At 62.8% G+C, this 18,828-nt stretch carries 18 protein-coding genes; 11 read left to right on the top strand and 7 right to left on the bottom strand.

From position 1 onward, the window contains the following. A complete protein-coding gene (locus BLL36_RS26890) occupies positions 1 to 531 on the bottom strand; it encodes a GNAT family N-acetyltransferase (protein WP_076954636.1) in 531 nt (176 codons plus the stop codon). A gap of 264 nt (positions 532 to 795) precedes the next feature. On the opposite strand from BLL36_RS26890, the gene proP reads away from it, so the two are divergent. The 3 genes from proP to BLL36_RS26875 all read left to right on the top strand — a co-directional run bounded on the left by proP (position 796) and on the right by BLL36_RS26875 (position 5,533). Further along, positions 796 to 2,298: a glycine betaine/L-proline transporter ProP gene (gene proP, locus BLL36_RS26885; RefSeq protein WP_076954635.1), complete on the top strand. Its 1,503-nt coding sequence runs from the start codon at positions 796 to 798 to the stop codon at positions 2,296 to 2,298. A 51-nt stretch (positions 2,299 to 2,349) separates the two neighbouring features. Continuing rightward, entirely contained in the window at positions 2,350 to 2,853 is a 504-nt protein-coding gene (locus BLL36_RS26880; protein ID WP_076954634.1) for a GAF domain-containing protein, read from the top strand. Between the two features lie 106 nt (positions 2,854 to 2,959). Further along, positions 2,960 to 5,533 (top strand): bifunctional diguanylate cyclase/phosphodiesterase, encoded by a 2,574-nt coding sequence (locus BLL36_RS26875; RefSeq protein WP_076954633.1) that lies wholly within the window; start codon positions 2,960 to 2,962, stop codon positions 5,531 to 5,533. 12 nt (positions 5,534 to 5,545) lie between these two features. Here BLL36_RS26875 and BLL36_RS26870 read toward each other — a convergent pair whose 3' ends face one another. Next, on the bottom strand, positions 5,546 to 6,367 hold the full coding sequence (locus tag BLL36_RS26870; RefSeq protein WP_076954632.1) for an AraC family transcriptional regulator: 822 nt from the start codon (positions 6,365 to 6,367) through the stop codon (positions 5,546 to 5,548). Between the two features lie 98 nt (positions 6,368 to 6,465). Between BLL36_RS26870 and BLL36_RS26865 the strand changes: the two genes are divergently transcribed. Together BLL36_RS26865 and BLL36_RS26860 are read left to right on the top strand one after the other, a co-directional pair. Beyond that, positions 6,466 to 7,677 carry an MFS transporter gene (locus tag BLL36_RS26865; protein ID WP_076954631.1) on the top strand — a complete coding sequence of 404 codons (1,212 nt, stop codon included), beginning with the start codon at positions 6,466 to 6,468 and terminating at the stop codon, positions 7,675 to 7,677. 114 nt (positions 7,678 to 7,791) lie between these two features. Then, the gene (locus BLL36_RS26860) at positions 7,792 to 8,916 is read left to right on the top strand and encodes a sensor histidine kinase (protein ID WP_076954630.1); all 1,125 of its coding nucleotides are present in this window, start codon (positions 7,792 to 7,794) and stop codon (positions 8,914 to 8,916) included. A gap of 45 nt (positions 8,917 to 8,961) precedes the next feature. Here the strand turns inward: BLL36_RS26860 and BLL36_RS26855 are convergent, their stop codons facing one another. Beyond that, positions 8,962 to 9,267: a DUF2834 domain-containing protein gene (locus BLL36_RS26855; protein WP_076954629.1), complete on the bottom strand. Its 306-nt coding sequence runs from the start codon at positions 9,265 to 9,267 to the stop codon at positions 8,962 to 8,964. A gap of 77 nt (positions 9,268 to 9,344) precedes the next feature. Between BLL36_RS26855 and BLL36_RS26850 the strand changes: the two genes are divergently transcribed. Together BLL36_RS26850 and BLL36_RS26845 are read left to right on the top strand one after the other, a co-directional pair. Continuing rightward, entirely contained in the window at positions 9,345 to 10,139 is a 795-nt protein-coding gene (locus tag BLL36_RS26850) for a helix-turn-helix domain-containing protein (RefSeq protein ID WP_076954628.1), read from the top strand. Positions 10,140 to 10,193: 54 nt separating this feature from the next. Beyond that, positions 10,194 to 11,903 carry an amidase gene (locus BLL36_RS26845; RefSeq protein WP_076954627.1) on the top strand — a complete coding sequence of 570 codons (1,710 nt, stop codon included), beginning with the start codon at positions 10,194 to 10,196 and terminating at the stop codon, positions 11,901 to 11,903. Between the two features lie 421 nt (positions 11,904 to 12,324). On the opposite strand, the gene BLL36_RS26840 is transcribed toward BLL36_RS26845, so the two are convergent. Together BLL36_RS26840 and BLL36_RS26835 are read right to left on the bottom strand one after the other, a co-directional pair. Continuing rightward, a complete protein-coding gene (locus tag BLL36_RS26840; protein ID WP_076954626.1) occupies positions 12,325 to 12,543 on the bottom strand; it encodes a DUF6434 domain-containing protein in 219 nt (72 codons plus the stop codon). 97 nt (positions 12,544 to 12,640) lie between these two features. Next, a complete protein-coding gene (locus BLL36_RS26835) occupies positions 12,641 to 13,738 on the bottom strand; it encodes an SMP-30/gluconolactonase/LRE family protein (protein WP_076954625.1) in 1,098 nt (365 codons plus the stop codon). 215 nt (positions 13,739 to 13,953) lie between these two features. Here BLL36_RS26835 and BLL36_RS26830 point away from each other — a divergent pair, with 215 nt between their 5' ends. Next, a complete protein-coding gene (locus BLL36_RS26830) occupies positions 13,954 to 14,385 on the top strand; it encodes a nuclear transport factor 2 family protein (RefSeq protein ID WP_076954624.1) in 432 nt (143 codons plus the stop codon). A 28-nt stretch (positions 14,386 to 14,413) separates the two neighbouring features. Here BLL36_RS26830 and BLL36_RS26825 read toward each other — a convergent pair whose 3' ends face one another. Then, on the bottom strand, positions 14,414 to 15,739 hold the full coding sequence (locus BLL36_RS26825) for an aminotransferase-like domain-containing protein (protein WP_076954623.1): 1,326 nt from the start codon (positions 15,737 to 15,739) through the stop codon (positions 14,414 to 14,416). 91 nt (positions 15,740 to 15,830) lie between these two features. Between BLL36_RS26825 and BLL36_RS26820 the strand changes: the two genes are divergently transcribed. After that, a complete protein-coding gene (locus tag BLL36_RS26820) occupies positions 15,831 to 16,721 on the top strand; it encodes a DMT family transporter (RefSeq protein ID WP_076954622.1) in 891 nt (296 codons plus the stop codon). Here BLL36_RS26820 and BLL36_RS26815 read toward each other — a convergent pair. Then, positions 16,718 to 17,269: a YceI family protein gene (locus tag BLL36_RS26815; RefSeq protein WP_076954621.1), complete on the bottom strand. Its 552-nt coding sequence runs from the start codon at positions 17,267 to 17,269 to the stop codon at positions 16,718 to 16,720. The genes BLL36_RS26820 and BLL36_RS26815 overlap by 4 nt on opposite strands. An 87-nt stretch (positions 17,270 to 17,356) precedes the next feature. On the opposite strand from BLL36_RS26815, the gene BLL36_RS26810 reads away from it, so the two are divergent. Both BLL36_RS26810 and yghX read left to right on the top strand, forming a co-directional pair. After that, positions 17,357 to 17,851 (top strand): PaaI family thioesterase, encoded by a 495-nt coding sequence (locus BLL36_RS26810; protein WP_076954620.1) that lies wholly within the window; start codon positions 17,357 to 17,359, stop codon positions 17,849 to 17,851. A gap of 44 nt (positions 17,852 to 17,895) precedes the next feature. After that, the gene (gene yghX / locus BLL36_RS26805) at positions 17,896 to 18,783 is read left to right on the top strand and encodes a YghX family hydrolase (protein ID WP_076954619.1); all 888 of its coding nucleotides are present in this window, start codon (positions 17,896 to 17,898) and stop codon (positions 18,781 to 18,783) included. The last annotated feature ends 45 nt before the right edge of the window (positions 18,784 to 18,828 follow it).

Here is an 18,828-nt window from a genome sequence, read left to right as displayed (position 1 = left end):
TCAGGTTGTAGCGGTTGTAGGATGACAAACCCTGAACACCCGACTCGGCGCCCTGCCCGGCACGTCATCAAGCAGGCCGAAAGGCTGCATGCCGATCTTTTCCAGCACACGAATCGACGCGGCGTGGTCCGGGCGCACGAGGCCGAATACTTCGGGCAAGCCGAGGGTTTCGAAGGCCAGCGTCAGGGCGTCCCGACCCACTTCGGTGGCGTAGCCCTGCCCCCAGGCTTGCACGGCGAACCGGTAACCCAGGTTGACGCGCCGCTCGGTCAGGTAGTTAAGAGGCGCGATGCCACCAAAGCCGATGATGGATTCCGGCGCCTCCCTGCGGGCAATCGCCCACCAGCCGTAACCCTCGGCCGCCCACTGTTGGAGCCATTGGTCCAGCAGGCGTTGCGCCGCCTGCACATTGGCCAGGGGTCCGGCAGGGTTGAACTGGTTGGTCTGCGGATCGCCGAATATCTCGAACAATCGCAGCAAGTCGCTGGGAAGGGGCTGACGGTAGATAAGACGCGATTCAGTGGTAGTCATAATGATCCTTGTAGTGAGCGGGCTTGCCCCGCGCTGGGTGGCGAAGCCGCCCCAATAAAGACACCGCCGAACTTCAGGTAAATCCGGTTCGCCTGGTTTGGGGCGCTCCGCACCCCAGCGCGGGGCAAGCCCGCTCACTACAAAACCCAAGCAAGAAAAAATCCACGACAGTGTGAATTATTTAGTGTCCGCTTGTATCTGAACTGACAGAGCGGTGCCATCGCTGCGATGGCACCTCCCCTGTTCTGCTTTAGAGTGTCCCGCATGAAATTACGTAAGAAAAGCGTCAAGCCCATCGGATTGAAAGACATCACCATCGTCGATGACACCAAGGTGCGCAAGGCGATCACCGCCGCCGCACTGGGTAACGCCATGGAATGGTTCGACTTTGGCGTCTACGGGTTTGTCGCCTATGTGCTCGGCAAGGTGTTCTTTCCCGACGCCTCGCCCAGCGTACAAATGATCGCCGCGCTCGGTACCTTTTCCGTGCCCTTCCTGATCCGTCCGCTGGGCGGCCTGTTCTTTGGTGCATTGGGCGACAAGTACGGGCGTCAGAAGGTACTCGCCGCCACCATCGTGATCATGTCCCTGAGCACCTTCGCGATCGGCCTGATCCCCTCGTACGCCTCCATTGGTATCTGGGCGCCGATCCTGCTGCTGTTGTGCAAAATGGCCCAGGGCTTCTCCGTGGGTGGCGAATACACCGGCGCCTCGATCTTCGTCGCCGAATACGCCCCGGACCGCAAGCGCGGCTTCCTCGGCAGTTGGCTGGACTTCGGCTCCATCGCCGGTTTCGTGCTCGGCGCGGGCGTCGTGGTGCTGATTTCCAGCGTCCTGGGCGAAGCGGACTTTGAAGCCTGGGGCTGGCGCCTGCCGTTCTTCCTCGCCCTGCCCCTGGGCATCATCGGCCTGTACCTGCGCCATGCCCTGGAAGAAACCCCCGCCTTCCAGCAGCACATGGACAAGCTCGAACAAGGCGATCGCGAAGGCCTGACCCACGGCCCCAAGGTCTCGTTCAAGGAAGTGGCGACCAAACACTGGCGCAGCCTGCTGACCTGCATCGGCATTGTCGCGGCGACCAACGTGACGTACTACATGCTGCTCACCTACATGCCGAGCTACCTGTCGCACAACCTGCATTACAAAGAAAACAGCGGCGTGCTGATCATCATCGCGATCATGGTGGGCATGTTGTTCGTGCAGCCGTTCATCGGTTTTGTCAGCGACAAGATCGGCCGCAGGCCTTTCATCATCGCCGGCAGTGTCGGCCTGCTGTTCCTGGCAATTCCAGCGTTCATGCTCATCACCAGCGGCAAGATCGGGTTGATCTTCGCGGGCCTGTTGATCCTTGCCATCGTTCTCAACTTCTTCATCGGCGTGATGGCCTCGACGCTGCCCGCGATGTTCCCCACCCACCTGCGCTACAGTGCATTGGCGAGCGCGTTCAACGTGTCGGTGCTGATCGCCGGCCTCACGCCGACCGCCGTGGCCTGGCTGGTGGAAAGCACCAACGACCTGTTCATGCCCGCCTATTATCTGATGGTGTTTGCGGTGGTCGGCCTGGTGACCGGGCTGACCATGAAGGAAACCGCCAACAAACCCCTGCGCGGTGCGGCACCGGCCGCGTCCGACATGGAAGAAGCCAAGGAATTGCTGCAGGAGCACCATGACAATATCGAGCAGAAGATCGAAGATATCGACGCTGAGATTGCCGCGCTGGAAGCCAAGCGCCAGAATCTGGTGCAACAGCACCCGCGTATCAACTAACGCCTGAACAGACGGGGTGGCCCGGGCCACCCCACGAATGGAGTGTCACACATGCTGCCAAGCGTCACCGCGCCACAGTCTCTGCTCAGCGCAGACGAACGCGCCGCTATTGCCGAAATAGAAGCCACCACCAGCATCCTGCAATTGGTCACCCGCCTCACCGGAATGCGCTTCGCCGGCATTGCCAAGTTCACCGACCAGGATTGGATAGTGTGCTCGGTACACGACACCATCGACATGGGCATTCATGTCGATGACGTACTCGACCTGGAAACCACGCTGTGCAGTGAGTTCTGCGTCGACCCCCACACCTTGTTTGTCCCGCAGATCAGCCAGAACGGCCGTTTTGCCTCACGCCCGGTGGTCAAGCAGTACGCCATCGAGAGCTACGCCGGCGCGCCGATCTTCCTGCCCGATGGCCGCCTGTTCGGCGCGCTGTGTGCACTGGATTCGCGAGCGATGCTGTTCGAGGACCCCAACCTGCCGGAAACCCTCAGCCTGTTTGCGCGGCTGATCGGCTGCATTTTCTTTGCGAATCTGACCACCGATAGGTGACCGATGGCCTCGGCGATCCGGTCGCCCCTGCCCAGTCTAAATTTTTCGCCGCAGCGGCCGATAGCAAGACATAATCCTGACTTGCAGCGACGCCCTGCGGGAAATAATGCCGAACTCTCTCGCTCCTATCGCCCTCTCGCTTTCCGATCGAACCAGCCTGTCTCTGGCACGCACCTCCCTGTTCCGCTTCATGGCCTTGCTGGCGATGGTCTTCGCCGCCGCCGCCTACTCGCTGGTTTTTCTCGCCCACGAATTGGACCGGTCCGAAGAGGTTGAAAGCGCCTTTTATACCCGTAAAGCCGTGCAATCCCTGGAGAAAGCCCTGCGGGTCACGGTCAAGGACTACGCCTTCTGGAGCGATGCCTACAAGCACCTGCACGTTAAGGTCGACGAGGACTGGGCCTATGTGCGGGGCAATATCGGCGCCACGCTGTATGACGATTTCGGTTTCCAGGGCCTGTTTGTGGTCGACGACGCCAATCGCACCGTGTATGCGGTCATCGATGGCCAGCTGAAAAACGTCGAACTCACGCAATGGCTCGGCCGGTCCATTAGCGATGTTCTCGAACAGGCACGTGCCGGCGCAGACAGCGAAACACCGGCCACGGCCTTTATCAACGTACACGGCAGCCCCGCGCTGGTGGCCGCCGCCGCCATCACGCCGGGCACCGATCCCACGGTGTCGACCGATGGCCGGCAACCGTCGGTGCTGATCTTCATCGACATCCTCGACAGCGCCAAACTGACCGTGATCGGCAATGATTTCGGCGTGGATAAACTGCACATCGCCAGCCACGATGAAGTTGGCAAGACCCTGCTCTTCCCCCTCGGCGACAACGGCGCTGCCGGCAGCCTGCACTGGGAACCGGCCCGCCCCGGTCTGCGCCTGATGGGTGTAGGCCTGCCGCTGCTGGGCCTGGCCGCGTTGCTGGTGTGCCTGATGACTTGGGTGATTTCACGCCGCACCACGGCCGCGGCGCTCGCCCTGGACGCCACCCATTCCTCGCTGCGCAACAGCCAGGATGCCCTGGCCACCAGCGAAGCACGCTTTCGCGATGTGGTGGAGGCCAGCTCCGATTGGGTCTGGGAAATCGATGCCGGTTGGCGTTTTACCTACCTGTCGGAGCGCTTCGAAGGCGTCACCGGGCTCGCGCGCAATGCCTGGATCGGGGCCACGATGAACGACTTGCTGCAGACCGAAACCGGCCTGCTGTCCCAGTGGCTCAACGCGCCCGGACGGCGCCCGGACATCAGCGTGCAATGTCGCTACGTCGATGCGCGGGGACAGGAGCGTAGCACGCGCTTGTCGGCGCGCCAGATGCCCTGCGGCGGGTTTCGCGGCACGGCTACGGACGTGACCGAAGAAGTCGAAGCCCGTCGACGCATCGAGTTCCTTTCCCAGCATGACGCACTCACCGGCTTGGCCAACCGCACGCGCCTGCAAAGCTTCCTCGACGGCAAGCTCAAGGCATTGCCCACCTCCAAGCAGTCGCTGGTCATGCTCAGCCTGGACCTTGACCGGTTCAAGCCGGTCAATGACCTGCTCGGACACGCCGCCGGCGACCGGGTGCTCAACGAAGTGTCCACGCGCCTGGCCGACTGCGTGCGCCACGGCGACCTGGTGGCCCGCGTCGGCGGGGATGAGTTTGTGCTGATCCTGGTGGATGCTGGCACGCCAGACGAAGTCGAAGCTCTGTGCTATCGCTTGATCGAGTCCATCGAACGGACGATCAAGATCGACGAGCAGGAAGTGTTCATCAGCGCCAGCATCGGCATTGCCATCGCTCCCAACGATGCCCGCGACGCCACGGAGCTGCTGCGCTACGCCGACATTGCCTTGTACGAAGCCAAGGCGGCGGGCCGTAATACCTGGCGCTTCTACTCCGGCGAGATGAACGCGCGCATCATCGAGCGTCGCCGCCTGGAAAGCGACCTGCGCTTTGCGATCAAACACGCCGAGCTGCGCCTGCACTTCCAACCACGCTATCGCATTGCCGACGGACAGATGGTAGGTGCCGAAGCGCTGGTGCGCTGGCAACACCCGGAGCGCGGCCTGATCGCGCCGGACACCTTTATTCCGATCGCCGAAGAGTCCGGGCTGATCCTGGCGCTGAGTGACTGGGTATTCGAAACCGCCTGTACCTGCGCAGCCCAGTGGCCGGAACATCTGTTTGTGTCGGTAAACCTGTCACCCACGGAGTTCAAGCGCGGCAACCTGGTGGCGCGCGTACGCCAGGCGCTTGACGCCTCCGGCATCGACCCTGCGCGCGTGGAACTGGAGATCACCGAAAGCGTGATGCTCGAAGATGCCACCGGGGCGCTTGAGGTCATGAATACGCTCAAGCAATTGGGCATTCGCATCGCCATGGACGACTTCGGCACCGGCTACTCCTCCCTGAGTTACCTGCGTGCGTTCCCGTTCGACGGCTTGAAAATAGACCGCAGCTTCCTGAGCCGGCTGGAAGACAGCGACGATGACAAGGCGATCATCCAGGCCATCGTCGGCCTGGGCCGCGCCCTGGCACTGACGGTCACCGCCGAAGGCGTCGAAACCGCTGAACACCTGGCGCTGCTCAAGGCCGTGGCGTGTGAGGAAGGCCAGGGCTATTTCCTCAGCCAACCGCTGGATAACGCAACCTTCCACGGTTTGCTGGAGCTCTACGCAAGCAGCGTAGAGTAATCCCACCCGGCGCTAGCGGAAAAACTGGCTCGGCGTCTTGCCGAACTGTTTCTTGAACATGCTGGTGAACGCGCTGGGGCTGTCATAGCCCAGCTCCAGGGCGATATCGATCACCTTCCCGCCCACTGCGATGCGTTCCAGCGCCAACAGCAGCCGGGCCTGCTGGCGCCATTGGCCGAACGTCATGCCGGTTTCCTTGCGAAACAGGCGCTGGATGGTTTTCTGGTCCAGGTGCAGGCGCTCGCTCCAGTCCGCCACGGTGGAGGCATCGCCCGGTTCATCCTGCAACGCCAGGCAGATGCGATGGATACGCGGCTCGGCCGGCAACGGCAGCGACAACGGCAAAGCGGGCAACAGCGCGAGTTCGTCGAGGATCAGGTGCATGATCCGCGCATCCCGTGAGTCTTCGGCGTACGGCGGCTTCAAGCTCACCGACGCCTTGATCAGCTCGCTCAACAGCGGCGAAATGCTCACCGCCTTGGTCTCGGTGGGCAGGTTGGGAAAGCTGTCGGGGCGAACGAACACGCTGCGCATCTTCAATGGCCCCACGCACCGCAGGGAATGCACGTGCCCACAGGGCATCCAGAAGCCACGGTTGGGCGGCACCGTCCACTGGTTCTGCGCCGAATGCACCACCATCACGCCCTCGGTCGCGTACAAGAGTTGGTGCTTTTCATGGCTGTGGTCGGGGATCACCCAGTTTTCCGGATAATCGGTGGCCGAACTGATGACCGCCCAGTCACCTTCGTCGATCTCCTGTAAAAATATATCCAGTGATTTGATCATTTCGCCCTTTTTGCGATGGTTGCCGCCCGAATTACGCGAGACAGGCATTTGCGCGGAATCTAGCATAAACGCCGAATCATTTTGTAATGGATGGCGACCCCAAGAAGTTGCCGCCTTTGATCAGCTGCCTTGTATGGAATGCCTGCATGTCGACCCTCACCGCGTCACCCGCCGCTGCAACCACCACCCCTCAGGCCAGTCCCTTGGTCATGCGCATCCTCGGCGCCTGCGCCCTGGCGCATTTGATCAATGACCTGATCCAGGCCGTGCTGCCGTCGATCTACCCGATGCTCAAGGCCAACTACGGCCTGTCGTTCGCCCAGGTGGGCCTGATCACCCTGACCTTCCAATTGACCGCCTCGCTGCTGCAGCCGTGGATCGGCTACCACACCGACCGCCATCCCAAGCCCTGGCTGCTGCCGGCGGGCATGGTGTGCACCCTGATCGGCATCCTGCTGCTGGCATACGTCGGCAGCTTCCCGGCGATTCTGCTGGCCGCCGGGCTGGTGGGCGTTGGCTCGTCGACCTTCCACCCGGAGACCTCGCGCGTTGCGCGCCTGGCTTCCGGCGGTCGCTACGGCCTGGCGCAATCGACGTTCCAGGTCGGCGGCAACACCGGCAGCGCCTTGGGCCCGTTGCTCGCGGCGGCGATCATCATTCCGTACGGCCAGGGCCATATCGCCTGGTTCGGGTTGTTCGCCGTGTTTGCGATCCTGGTGCTGTATGGCCTGAGCCGCTGGTACCGCAACCACCTCAACCTGTTCAAGCTCAAGCAGGGCGGCAAAGCCACCCATGGCTTGTCCAAGGGCCGCGTGACCTTCGCCCTGGTGGTGCTGGCCGTGCTGGTGTTTTCCAAATACTTCTACATGACCAGCCTGACCAGCTACTTCACCTTTTATCTGATCGAAAAATTCCATTTGTCGGTCGCCAGCTCCCAGATGTACCTGTTCCTGTTCCTCGGTGCGGTGGCCGTCGGCACCTTCGCCGGCGGCCCGATTGGCGACAAGATCGGCCGCAAGAAGGTCATCTGGTTCTCCATCCTCGGCGCCGCGCCGTTCACCCTCGCCCTGCCCTACGTCGACCTGTTCTGGACGGCAGTGTTGAGCGTGGTGATCGGCTTTGTCCTCGCCTCGGCATTCTCGGCCATCGTGGTGTTTGCCCAGGAACTGGTGCCAGGCAATGTCGGCATGATCGCCGGGATCTTCTTCGGCCTGATGTTCGGCTTCAGCGGGATTGGCGCGGCCTTGCTCGGCTTGCTCGCCGACACCCACGGCATCGAATACGTCTACACGTTGTGCTCGTTCCTGCCGCTGGTGGGCATCCTGACGGTCTTGCTGCCTTCCACCAAAGGCGTCTGACCAGCCCATGATTGACGCAGGCAAGGACGCCTGCGCAGCATGAACGGGTCATTCCGTGCTTAAATCCTTGTTTGGCAGCTTCCCGTGCGTTTCTGCCCCTCCTAGGATCTTCGCATGCGCCTGCCCGACTTCATTCTTGAGAACCTCGAGCCGATCCTTCAGGCCTGGGAAGACTTTGCCCGCACCATCCAGACCCCAGGGGCCGACCTTGACCCTGCGGGCCTGCGTGACCACGCCGAGCAGATGCTGCGCGCCATCGTGCTCGACCTGCGAACCACCCAGACCGTGCAGGAACAAATTGACAAGGCCCAAGGGCTGGCACCGCAGCAGGACGACGAGACACCCGCTGAAACCCACGCGGTCACGCGCCTGATGGCGGGGTTCTCCATCGACCAGATGGTGTCTGAGTACCGGGCGTTGCGCACCAGCGTGCTCAGCCAATGGCTCAATCAGATCAAACACGGCACGCCGCTGGCAGTCGACGACATGAACCGCTTTCACGAGGCTATCGATCAGGCGCTGGCGGAATCCATCGCCAGTTACTCGCGCGCCGTGGAAGCCTCGCGCAATGTGTTCCTGGGCATCCTCGGTCACGACCTGCGCACGCCGTTGGGCGCGATCCTGCTGGGCGCCGATATCCTCAGGCGCTCCCCCACCGCAGACGAGCGCGGTACGCGGGTAGCCAGGCAGATCTACGCCAGCGTGCAACGCGCCAGCCAGATCGTTGGCGACCTGCTGGATCTGACGCGCTGCCAGATGGGCCCGGGCATTCCGGTCAAGCGCACGACGACCGACCTGGCACCGATCTGCGAACGCATCGTCGAGGAGCTGCGCGCGTTTCACCCCGCGTCAAATATCCTGTTCGAAGCCGATACCCCGACCATCGGCGCCTTCGATGGCCCACGCATGGAGCAGGTGTTTTCCAACATCATCAGCAATGCGGTGCAGCACGGCGATGCGCAGTCACCGATCACGGTGCGACTGGCGGCGTCAGCTGAAACAGTGGTGTTTACCGTGCACAACCACGGCGACCCCATCCCGGTCGATGTGCTGCCGTTTATCTTCAACCCCATGGGGCGCTTTTCCCAGCGCTCGGTGGTTGAACACGGGCCGACGGCCGGCCTTGGGCTGGGGTTGTTCATTGCTTCGGAAATTGCGGCATCCCATCAAGGGGTGATCGAAGTGGAGTCGGATCGGGCGGCGGGGACGCTTTTTCGCGTGGTAGTGCCCCGGCAATAAATACCAGGCCAGTTCAGCGAAAGCAGTGCCTAGAGCTGCAAACGCTCATTCATCCCGGCCCCCATTCACCACCAGATAAAGCAACGGCCCCACCGACACAAACACCGCCGTCAGCAAAAAATACGGCATGACCGAAACCACCGAACGCCCCCGGCGCCGCGCGTCCCGGTACATCCACACACACGCCAGCACCGCCATCAGGTACAGGTCGATCACCACTTGCGCGGTGTCCGGACGCGAGATCAACTCCCGGCCAAACGACAACAGCGACTGCTCGGCCGTCAACATCGTCGCCAGGGTGTACAGGGAAAACCCGAGCAATGCAGCCAGGGCGATAGAGGGTCTTTTCATGGTGGCCTCCTTGAAGTGATCGAAGCTTAAGTTAGTGGTAAGGTTCGGCCCCTGGCAATGACCTCGGAGGTCATGGTTTGGTCACGGACTACTCTTCCACCGCTGGCGAACAACTGCGCCACTTGCGCAGGCTGGCCAAGCTGAGCCAACTCGACCTGGCCTTGATCACGGGGGTTTCCCAGCGTCACCTCAGTTGCATCGAGACAGGCCGTGCCAAGCCGGGCCCCGGCACCTTGCATACGCTGCTCGCGGCGCTGGAGGCACCGCTGGACCGGCGCAACCGCGTATTCCTCGCGGCCGGCTATGCCCCGCGCTACCCCGCCACGCCGCTCGCCTCCCCCGCCATGGCCGCGATCCGCGAAGCGGTCAGCCATGTGCTGCACGCCAACAATCCAGCCCCCGCCATCCTGTTGGACAGCCAGTGGCAAGTGCTGGCGGCGAATGCCAGTACCCATGCGCTGTTTGCGTTGGTCGGCATCCCGCCGGACGCGGCGCAGGGTGTGAACCTGCTGGTCACCTTGCTGCAAGCGGGCGGCCTGGGCGATCACCTGCTCAATGCCGACGAGATTCGTACCCTGGCCTGGCAGCGTGCGGCCCGCGAAGCGCTGGGCAATCCCGAACTGGCCGCGCTACTCGCCACCTTGCCCACGCCGACAGACACCGAGCTGCCCGCGCATCTGCCACCGTTGGTGCTGACGCGCGTGCGCTCCACCCAGGGCGAACTGAGCTTTCTGTCTACCTTCACCACCTTCGGCATGCCCCAGGACATCACCCTCGCCTCCCTGCGCATCGAACACTTGATTCCCGCTGATGCGGCCACCTGGCAGGTGATGCGCGGCGCCCAGGGGGATGATGCGGCGCTGGTTTTGTGAAATAGCTGTACGTAGACTGCCGCCATACCCCCACTTGAAGGCGGCGAAAAAAACGTGATGCAAGTTACCGAAGTCTCCATTGCCCAATTGCGCGCTGCGCTCGAATCCGGCCAGACCACCGCGGTTGAACTGGTCAAGGCTTACCTCGCGCGGATCGATGCCTATGACGGTCCGCAGACGGCCACCGCACTGAACGCCGTGGTGGTGCGCAACCCCGAGGCCCTGAAGGAAGCCGAGGCGTCCGATGCACGCCGGATAAGGGGCGAAATCCTGGGACCGTTGGACGGTATTCCCTACACCGCCAAGGACAGTTACCTGGTCAAGGGCCTGACTGCGGCCTCCGGCAGCCCGGCGTTTGCCAACCTGGTCGCCCAGCGCGACGCGTTCACCATCGAGCGCCTGCGCGCCGGGGGCGCCATCTGCCTGGGCAAGACCAACATGCCGCCGATGGCCAACGGCGGCATGCAGCGTGGCGTGTATGGCCGCGCGGAAAGCCCGTATAACGCCGGCTACTTGACCGCACCGTTTGCCTCCGGCTCGTCCAACGGCGCCGGCACCGCGACGGCCGCCAGCTTTGCAGCCTTCGGTTTGGCGGAAGAAACCTGGTCGAGCGGGCGCGGCCCCGCGTCGAACAACGGACTGTGCGCCTACACCCCGTCCCGAGGGGTGATTTCGGTGCGCGGCAACTGGCCTTTGACGCCGACCATGGACGTGGTCGTGCCTTTCGCCCGCACCATGGCCGACCTGCTGGAGATACTCGAGGTGGTGGTGGCCGAAGACCCGGACACCCGTGGCGACCTGTGGCGCCTGCAGCCGTGGGTGCCGATCCCGAGTGTCGCTTCGGTGCGCCCGGCGTCCTACGCTGAACTGGCGGCGACGCCCGAGTCCCTCGCGGGCAAGCGCTTTGGCGTGCCGCGCATGTACATCAATGCAGACCCGGATGCCGGTACCAGTGAAAAACCGGGTATCGGCGGCCCGACCGGGCAGAAAATCAATACCCGCGCCAGCGTGATCGCGCTGTGGCAAGACGCACGCCAGGCGCTGCAAGCCGCCGGTGCCGAAGTGGTGGAAGTGGACTTCCCGCTGGTGTCCAACTGCGAAGGCGACCGCCCCGGCGCGCCCACCGTGTTTACCCGCGGGCTGGTGTCCAAGGAATTCCTCCACGACGAACTGTGGGAACTGTCGGCCTGGGCCTTCGATGACTTCCTGCGCGCCAACAACGACCCCGCCCTCAACCGCTTGGCGGATGTGGACGGGCCGAAGATCTTCCCCCACGACCCAGGCACCCTGCCCAACCGTGAAGACGACCTGGCGGCCGGCATGGACGAATACGTGCGCATGGCCGAGCGCGGTATTACCCCGTGGGACCGGATCAGCAGCGTTCCCGACGGCCTGCGCGGCCTGGAGCAAACCCGGCGCATCGACCTGGAAGACTGGATGGACGCGCTCGGCCTCGACGCGGTGCTGTTTCCCACCGTGGCCGACGTGGGCCCGGCGGATGCCGACGTGAACGAAGCCTCCGCCGATATCGCCTGGAGCAACGGCGTCTGGGTAGCCAACGGCAACCTCGCCATCCGCCACCTCGGCGTGCCGACCGTCACCGTGCCCATGGGGGTGATGGCGGATATCGGCATGCCGGTGGGACTGACGTTTGCCGGGCGTGCCTATGACGATTCGGCGCTGCTGCGATTTGCTTCGGCATATGAAGCGACGGGCAGCAAACGCCAGATCCCGCCGCGTACACCGCCGTTGGCGGCAGACTAAACACAGTGCAGCTGTGGGAGCTGGCTTGCCTGCGATGGCGTTCTTTCACTGACAGATATGCCGACTGACCCTCCGCCATCGCGGCATAGGTATCTACACATTTTTGTAGTGAGCGGGCTTGTCCCGCGCTGGGTGGCGAAGCCGCCCCAATAAAGACGCCGCGCAGTTCAGACAAACCCAATTCGCCTGGTTTGGGGCCGCTTCGCAGCCCAGCGCGGGACAAGCCCGCTCACTACAGGGAGATGTGTCAGCCTCTGAAAATCGTGTAGATACCTATGGCCACCGCAGGCAGCAGGCTAAACACAGTACAACTGTGGGAGCTGGCTTGCCTGCGATTGCGGTCTTTCTGGTACAGATATGCCGACTGACCCACCGCCATCGCCAAGGCGTCGCTGGGCACGCTGGTATTTTTCATCGGGCGTCACGGGCGCGAATCCTCGTTTCGACGTAGCCACTCATCCACCACATCACCCAGGGTCTTGGGCTGGTCGTTGCGAATCCAGGCCATGAAGGGACGGTCGAACTTGAACCCCGGGCCACAGTGTTCCAGCATGAAGCGGCGCACGTTCTGGGTGTTTTTGTAGTGACGGGTCACGGGTGTGGCGCGGGTGATGGGGTCGCTGTGCCAATTGAAGTCCATTTGCTTGACGCTCCGATGCCTCAGGAGCTCGCAGCATAGCGCCAAAATGCCGCGGTGAACGCCGGTCAACCGACGTTCACCGTGGTTTTCTTTCGCGTCACGCGGCGAAATCGGCGCCGCGCGTATTGACGAATAGCGCGTAGATCGAATGGCTACCCGCCATGAACAGGCGGTTGCCCTCGCGGCCTCCAAAACACAGGTTGGGACAGCGCTCCGGCAGGGAGATATGCCCGATCGCCTTGCCCTGCGGATTGAACACACGCACGCCGTCGAGTTTTTCCAGGTCGGCCTTGGGGTCACCGTTGCCGCCCCAGCCGCACCACAGGTTGCCGCTCTCGTCGCACTTGATGCCGTCCAGCGCTGCGTAGTCAAACCCTTCGATATGCTTGCGACGTGCGCCGAGCGTGCCGTCGTCCTTCACGTCGATGGCCCAGACCAGCCGGTTGGGTTTGGCCCGGCCTTCCACCACATACAGGATTTTTTCGTCCGGGGAAAAGCACAAGCCATTGGGCCCGCTGAGGTCATCGATCACCCGCGTGACCTTGCCGCTGTCTGCGTCGATACGATAAACGCCGTGGGGCTGGGTGGGTGTGATCTTGTGACCTTCATAGTTATTGCCGGTCTGGAAAGGCGGGTCAGTGAACCACACCGAGCCATCACGTTTGCACACGATATCGTTGGGCGAATTGAAAGGCTTGCCGTCAAAACTGTCCGCCAGCACGGTGATGCGGCCGTTGTGTTCGGTCCGGCTGATTCGCCGGCCCTCACTCGTGGTGGTCGAACCTTCGCACACCAGCAGACGGCCCTGGCGATCACGGCACATGCCGTTGGAGAAGTTGGCGTTGTCACGGTACACCGACAGGCTATCGGTCACTTCGTCCCAGCGCAGGATGCGGTTGTTGGGGATATCGCTGACCAGCAGGTAGCGGCCATCGCCGATCCATACCGGCCCCTCGGCCCAGCGCAGGCCGGTCGCGAGCCGTTCGACGCTGGCGTTGAACAGGCGCAACTCGAGGAAGCTGTCATCGAGCACGTTGATCAGTGGGTCGGGATAACGCTGGCTCAAGGGTTCAGCGGCTTCTGCCAGGCCAGGCACGTTGCCGAGCACCGCGACCGATGCGGAAACCGCCAGGGAGCGCTTGAGGAAGACGCGGCGACTGTGGTCGGCCCGCGCAGGCAGAGGAGGAAATGCCATGGTGTGTCTCCGTTATTTTATTGTTAGACGGAGGACCATTCTTGCTTAGTGATGGGACGTCGTACAAGAACATTAAGATCTCAATGCGGCTTGCATACGGGCATACCTGCAAATAATCGAAAATTTACATTCCAAAATCGAGCTGAATATTGCAATGTTGTACGATGACACAATCTGTAACGTGTCTTACCTCCAACAACAATAAGGAACCTCCCATGCAAAAACTCAAACTGCTGATCGGTTTTCTGTGCCTGTTCACCGGTTATGTCGCAGCGGCGCCCGCTACTGCCGAGAAGGAAGTGGCCCAAGCGGTCGACCAACTGACCCAAGCCATGCTGCACCTGGACCTCAAGCAGCTTCACGCGCTGACCTCCGACAAGCTCACCTACGGCCACTCCAGCGGCAAGGTGCAGAACAAGGCGCAATTCATCGCGGACCTGGAAACCCGCACCAGCGCCTTCAAGACCCTGGAGATGCAGAACCAGACCATCACCCTGCAAGGCGACACCGCGCTGGTACGCAACCACTTCCACGCGTTGGCCGTGAACAGTGGCGTTGAAGTCCCCACCGACATCGACAACTTCCAGGTCTGGCAGAAGCAAAAAGGCAAGTGGCTGCTGATCGGGCGTCAGGCTTACAAGTACTGATGGCCGCGGGCGAGCCGCCGCATCCGGCTCACCATGCCACCAGCCTGCGCACGGTCAGCAGCGCGTCACGCAGTGCCGGCATCGTCACCGAGCCCAACGCCAGCCGCAACGCGTGCGGGACATGGGCGCAAACAGCAAACGGCTCGGCGGTGGACACCGAGATGTGCTCGCACTGCAAGGCCATGGCGACCTGATCGGCGCGGGCCTCTTCGGCCAGGGGCAACCACAAGAAATACGATGAAGGATGGCTGGTGTAGGCCAACCCTTTGAGCACTTGCGCCGCCAGGGCCTGCCGCGCCTGGGCATCCTCGCGCTTTTGCGCTTCCAGTTGCGCAACGGTGCCATCCTCGATCCACGCCACCGCAATCGCACTCATCACGCCTGGGACGTTCCAGGTGGTGGCCATGATCGTGCGTTCCAGTGTCTTCACCCATTCCAGGGGTGCCGCGACAAAGCCCACGCGCAGACCGGTCGCGACACTTTTCGAAAGCCCGCCCACATACACCGTGCGTTCCGGCGCCAGGCTCGCCACGGGCGGCGGCGGGTGTGCGGCGAGGAACGCGTAGGCCGCGTCTTCGATGATGATCAGGTCGTGCTGGCGGGCGATGGCGACCAACCGCTCGCGCTGGGCCCGGTCCATCACCCAGCCCAGAGGATTGTGCAGCGTCGGCATGCTGTACACGGCCCGCACCGGGCGCCGGCGACACAGGTTTTGCAGGGCGTCCAGGTCTGTGCCGGCGGATGTTACCGGGATTGCGACGATTTCCAGGTGCAGGGTCTCGGCGAGTACCTTGAACCCCGAATAGGTCAAAGCATCGACGGCGACCACATCGCCGGGCTTGAGCAGCGCCATCAGCGTCACCGCCAAGCCATGTTGGGCGCCGCTGACCAGCAGCACCTGCTCGGCCTGCACGGTCAACCCGCGACTGAGCAAATGCCCGGCGAAGGCGGCACGCTCGTGCAAGCGCCCCGCGTGAGGCTGGTAACGCAGCAGGGCCTCGAGGTCGCCGGACAGCGCCAACTGACGTAACGCCGTGCGCAGCAGATCGGCCTGGCCCGGCAACGACGGGTAGTTGAAATTGAGGTCGCGCATGCCGGCTGCAACGGTCATCTGCCCGCTGCCCTGCCCTGGCGGCAGCGAGATTTCACGCACGAAGGTGCCACGCCCGGTTTCACCGCTGACCAGCCCCATGGCCGCAAGCTCGCTGTACACGCGGCTCGCGGTGACCAGCGCCAGGCCGTGCTCGGCGGCCAGTTGGCGGTGAGTCGGCAGCCGCGTACCGGGCGGCATCTTCCCGCTGCGGATGTCCTCGGCAAACCCATCGACCAGTAACTTGTAGCGGGCAAGCGGCATCGGGGATGTATCCATGACAATTTTTTGATTGTCCCAATGCTCGCCCCTAGGATGACCCAAGCGCAACCCTTCTTTCTGGCGGGCACTCTTGATGGAACGTACCTCTCCCTTCATCACCCTGGACACCAGCACCCAAGGCTGGATCAACGGCTTTGTCGGTGTGCTGATTTTCAGCGGTTCATTGCCCGCCACGCGCCTGGCCGTGATGGAATTCGACCCGGTGTTCCTTACCCTGGCCCGTGCCGCCATCGCCGCCAGCCTGGGTTTGCTGCTGCTGTGGCTGTTCAAGGAACAACGCCCCGTGCGCCACCAATGGATGCCTCTGGCTATCGTCGCCCTTGGCGTGGTCATCGGTTTCCCGCTGCTCACCGCCCTCGCGCTGCAATACGTGACCTCGGCCCACTCCATCGTGTTTATCGGCCTGCTGCCGCTGGCCACCGCCGTGTTTGGCGTACTGCGTGGCGGCGAGCGGCCGCGCCCGGTGTTCTGGCTGTTTTCAACCCTGGGCAGCGTGCTGGTAACGGGTTATGCCGTCGCCCAAGGCTTGAGCGCCGCCCCCATCGGGGACTTGTTAATGCTGTTGGCGGTGCTGGTGTGCGGCCTGGGCTACGCCGAAGGCGCCACGCTGTCGCGCAGCCTGGGTGGCTGGCAGGTAATCTGCTGGGCGCTGGTGATCTCGCTGCCGGTGGTCTTGCCGCTGAGCCTGCTCCTGGCGCCGTCGAGCTTTGCCAGCATCAGCCTGCCGGCCTGGCTGAGCCTGGGTTATGTGGCGTTGTTCAGCATGTTGATCGGCTTCGTGTTCTGGTATCGCGGCCTGGCGCAGGGGGGCATCGCCGCCGTTGGCCAATTGCAATTGCTGCAACCGTTCTTCGGCCTGGCGCTGGCGGCGGGCCTGCTGCACGAGCAGGTGAGCCTGGGCATGGTGCTGGTGACGGTCGCGGTGATCGGCTGCGTGGCCGGTGCAAGAAAGTTCGCCCGTTAACGCTGCGGCGCGACCATCTTGAACTTGATGTTGATGTCATTGGACACCACGCTGTTGCCGGCCCACTCGCCCTCGCCGATCCTGAAGTCGCCGCGCTTGAGAATGAACTCACCGTCAAACACGCCAATGCCATCCAGCTCCTTGAGCAGCACCTGCACATCAACCGGCCGCGTGATGCCTTTGATGGTCAGGTGACCGCTGATCCTGAAGCGGTTACCGCCCAGCGCCTTGACCGAGGTGGACTCATACACGCCCACCGGATAGGTCGCGGTATCGAACCAGGACGCACGTTGCAGGGTGTCATTGGCATCGTCGCTCCCCGCGTTGATGCTGGCGAGCTGAATCTTGAGCAGCGCATGCCCCGCCTCCGGCCGCTGCGTATCGAAGGTCAGCGTGCCCTCGAACTGGCCGAACGTACCGTACACCCGCTGCCCCAACTGCTGGTAGGTGAAGCTGATCTGGCTGGCGGCAGGGTTGACGTCGGTGTACTCCACCGCCTGTGCATTGGCGATACAACCCAGGGCGAACAATAGAATTCCACGTTTCATGCCGCGCTCTCCAAACAAATGCATGTATTCCCATCAGGCGCCTGTTTTGCTAAACAGAGTAGCCGCTCACCACAATAAGGACTTTGCATGCATTCCCCGTCTCTGCAAGACATCACGGCCCCGGAAGGCGTCTGCTACGGCTGCGGCGCCAGCAACCCACACGGCCTGCACATCAAGAGCCGCTGGGACGAAGACCGCATCCACGTCATCGCCGAGTATCAACCCGAGCCCTATTACACCGGCTGGCCCGACCTGGTCTATGGCGGCCTGATCGCCATGCTGGTGGACTGCCATTCCAACTGGACCGCCATGGCCTACCACTACCAGGCCGAACACCGCGAACCGGGCAGCCTGCCGCGTATCGATTGCGTCACCGGCAACCTGGGCATCAAATTTATCAAGCCCACCCCCATGGGCATCCCGCTGACCCTGCGCGCGCGGGTGGAAGGCGACGTGGGCCGTAAAAGCCGCGTGGTCTGCGAGGTATACGCCGGCGACGTGCTCACCGCAATCGGTGACTCGCTGTTCGTGCGGGTCGACACCGCGCAACTGGCCGCCGCCGCCCATGGCCGCGAGGGCTGAACCTGGTCTACATTGATTGCCACCGCCAATCGAGGATTGCACCGATGACTCGTCTCACCGCCAAAGACTTTGCACCCGAACTGCTGGAGCTCTACGACGGCTACGCCCACGGCAAGATCTACCGCCGCGAGTTTCTCGACCGCGCCGCGCTGTTCACCTTTGGCGGCCTCACCGCCTCGGCCCTGCTGGCGGCGCTGAGCCCCAACTATGCCCTGGCCGAACAGGTGAAATTCACCGACCCGGATATCGTCGCCGACTACATCACCTACCCCTCACCCAAAGGCAACGGGAGCGTGCGCGGCTACCTGGTGCGTCCGGCCAAGGCTACAGGCAAATTGCCGGCCGTGGTGGTGGTCCACGAAAACCGTGGCCTGAACCCCTATATCGAAGACGTCGCCCGACGCCTGGCCAAGGCCGGTTTTATCGCTCTGGCTCCCGACGGCCTGAGCTCGGTCGGCGGTTATCCCGGCAACGATGAGAAAGGCGTGGCGCTGCAACAGACCGTCGACCCGACCAAGCTGATGAACGATTTCTTCGCCGCCATCGAATGGCTGATGCACCACGACAGCAGCACCGGCAAGGTCGGCATCACGGGCTTCTGTTATGGCGGCGGCGTGACCAACGCGGCCGCGGTGGCTTATCCGGAGTTGGGCGCGGCGGTGTCGTTTTACGGGCGCCAGCCAGAAGCCAAGGACGTACCACGGATCAAGGCGCCGATCATGCTGCACTTCGGCGAACTGGATACGCGGATCAACGAGGGCTGGCCTGCGTATGAGACGGCGCTGAAGGCGGCGGGCACGACCTATGAAGCCTATATCTACAAGGGCGCCAACCATGGTTTCCATAACGACTCGACACCGCGTTATGACGAGGCGGCGGCGAATCTGGCTTGGGAAAGGACATTAGGTTGGTTCCGCAAGTATCTGGTGTAATGCGGTTTTTACTACGTGGCAGGCGTTCATAAATGCGCTGCCCCC

Origin of the sequence: Pseudomonas cedrina subsp. cedrina (assembly GCF_001983175.1) — a bacterium.
GTDB lineage: Bacteria > Pseudomonadota > Gammaproteobacteria > Pseudomonadales > Pseudomonadaceae > Aquipseudomonas > Aquipseudomonas cedrina.
The sequence above is the reverse complement of the archived record's forward strand: the minus strand, read 5'-3'. Positions and strand labels throughout refer to the sequence as shown.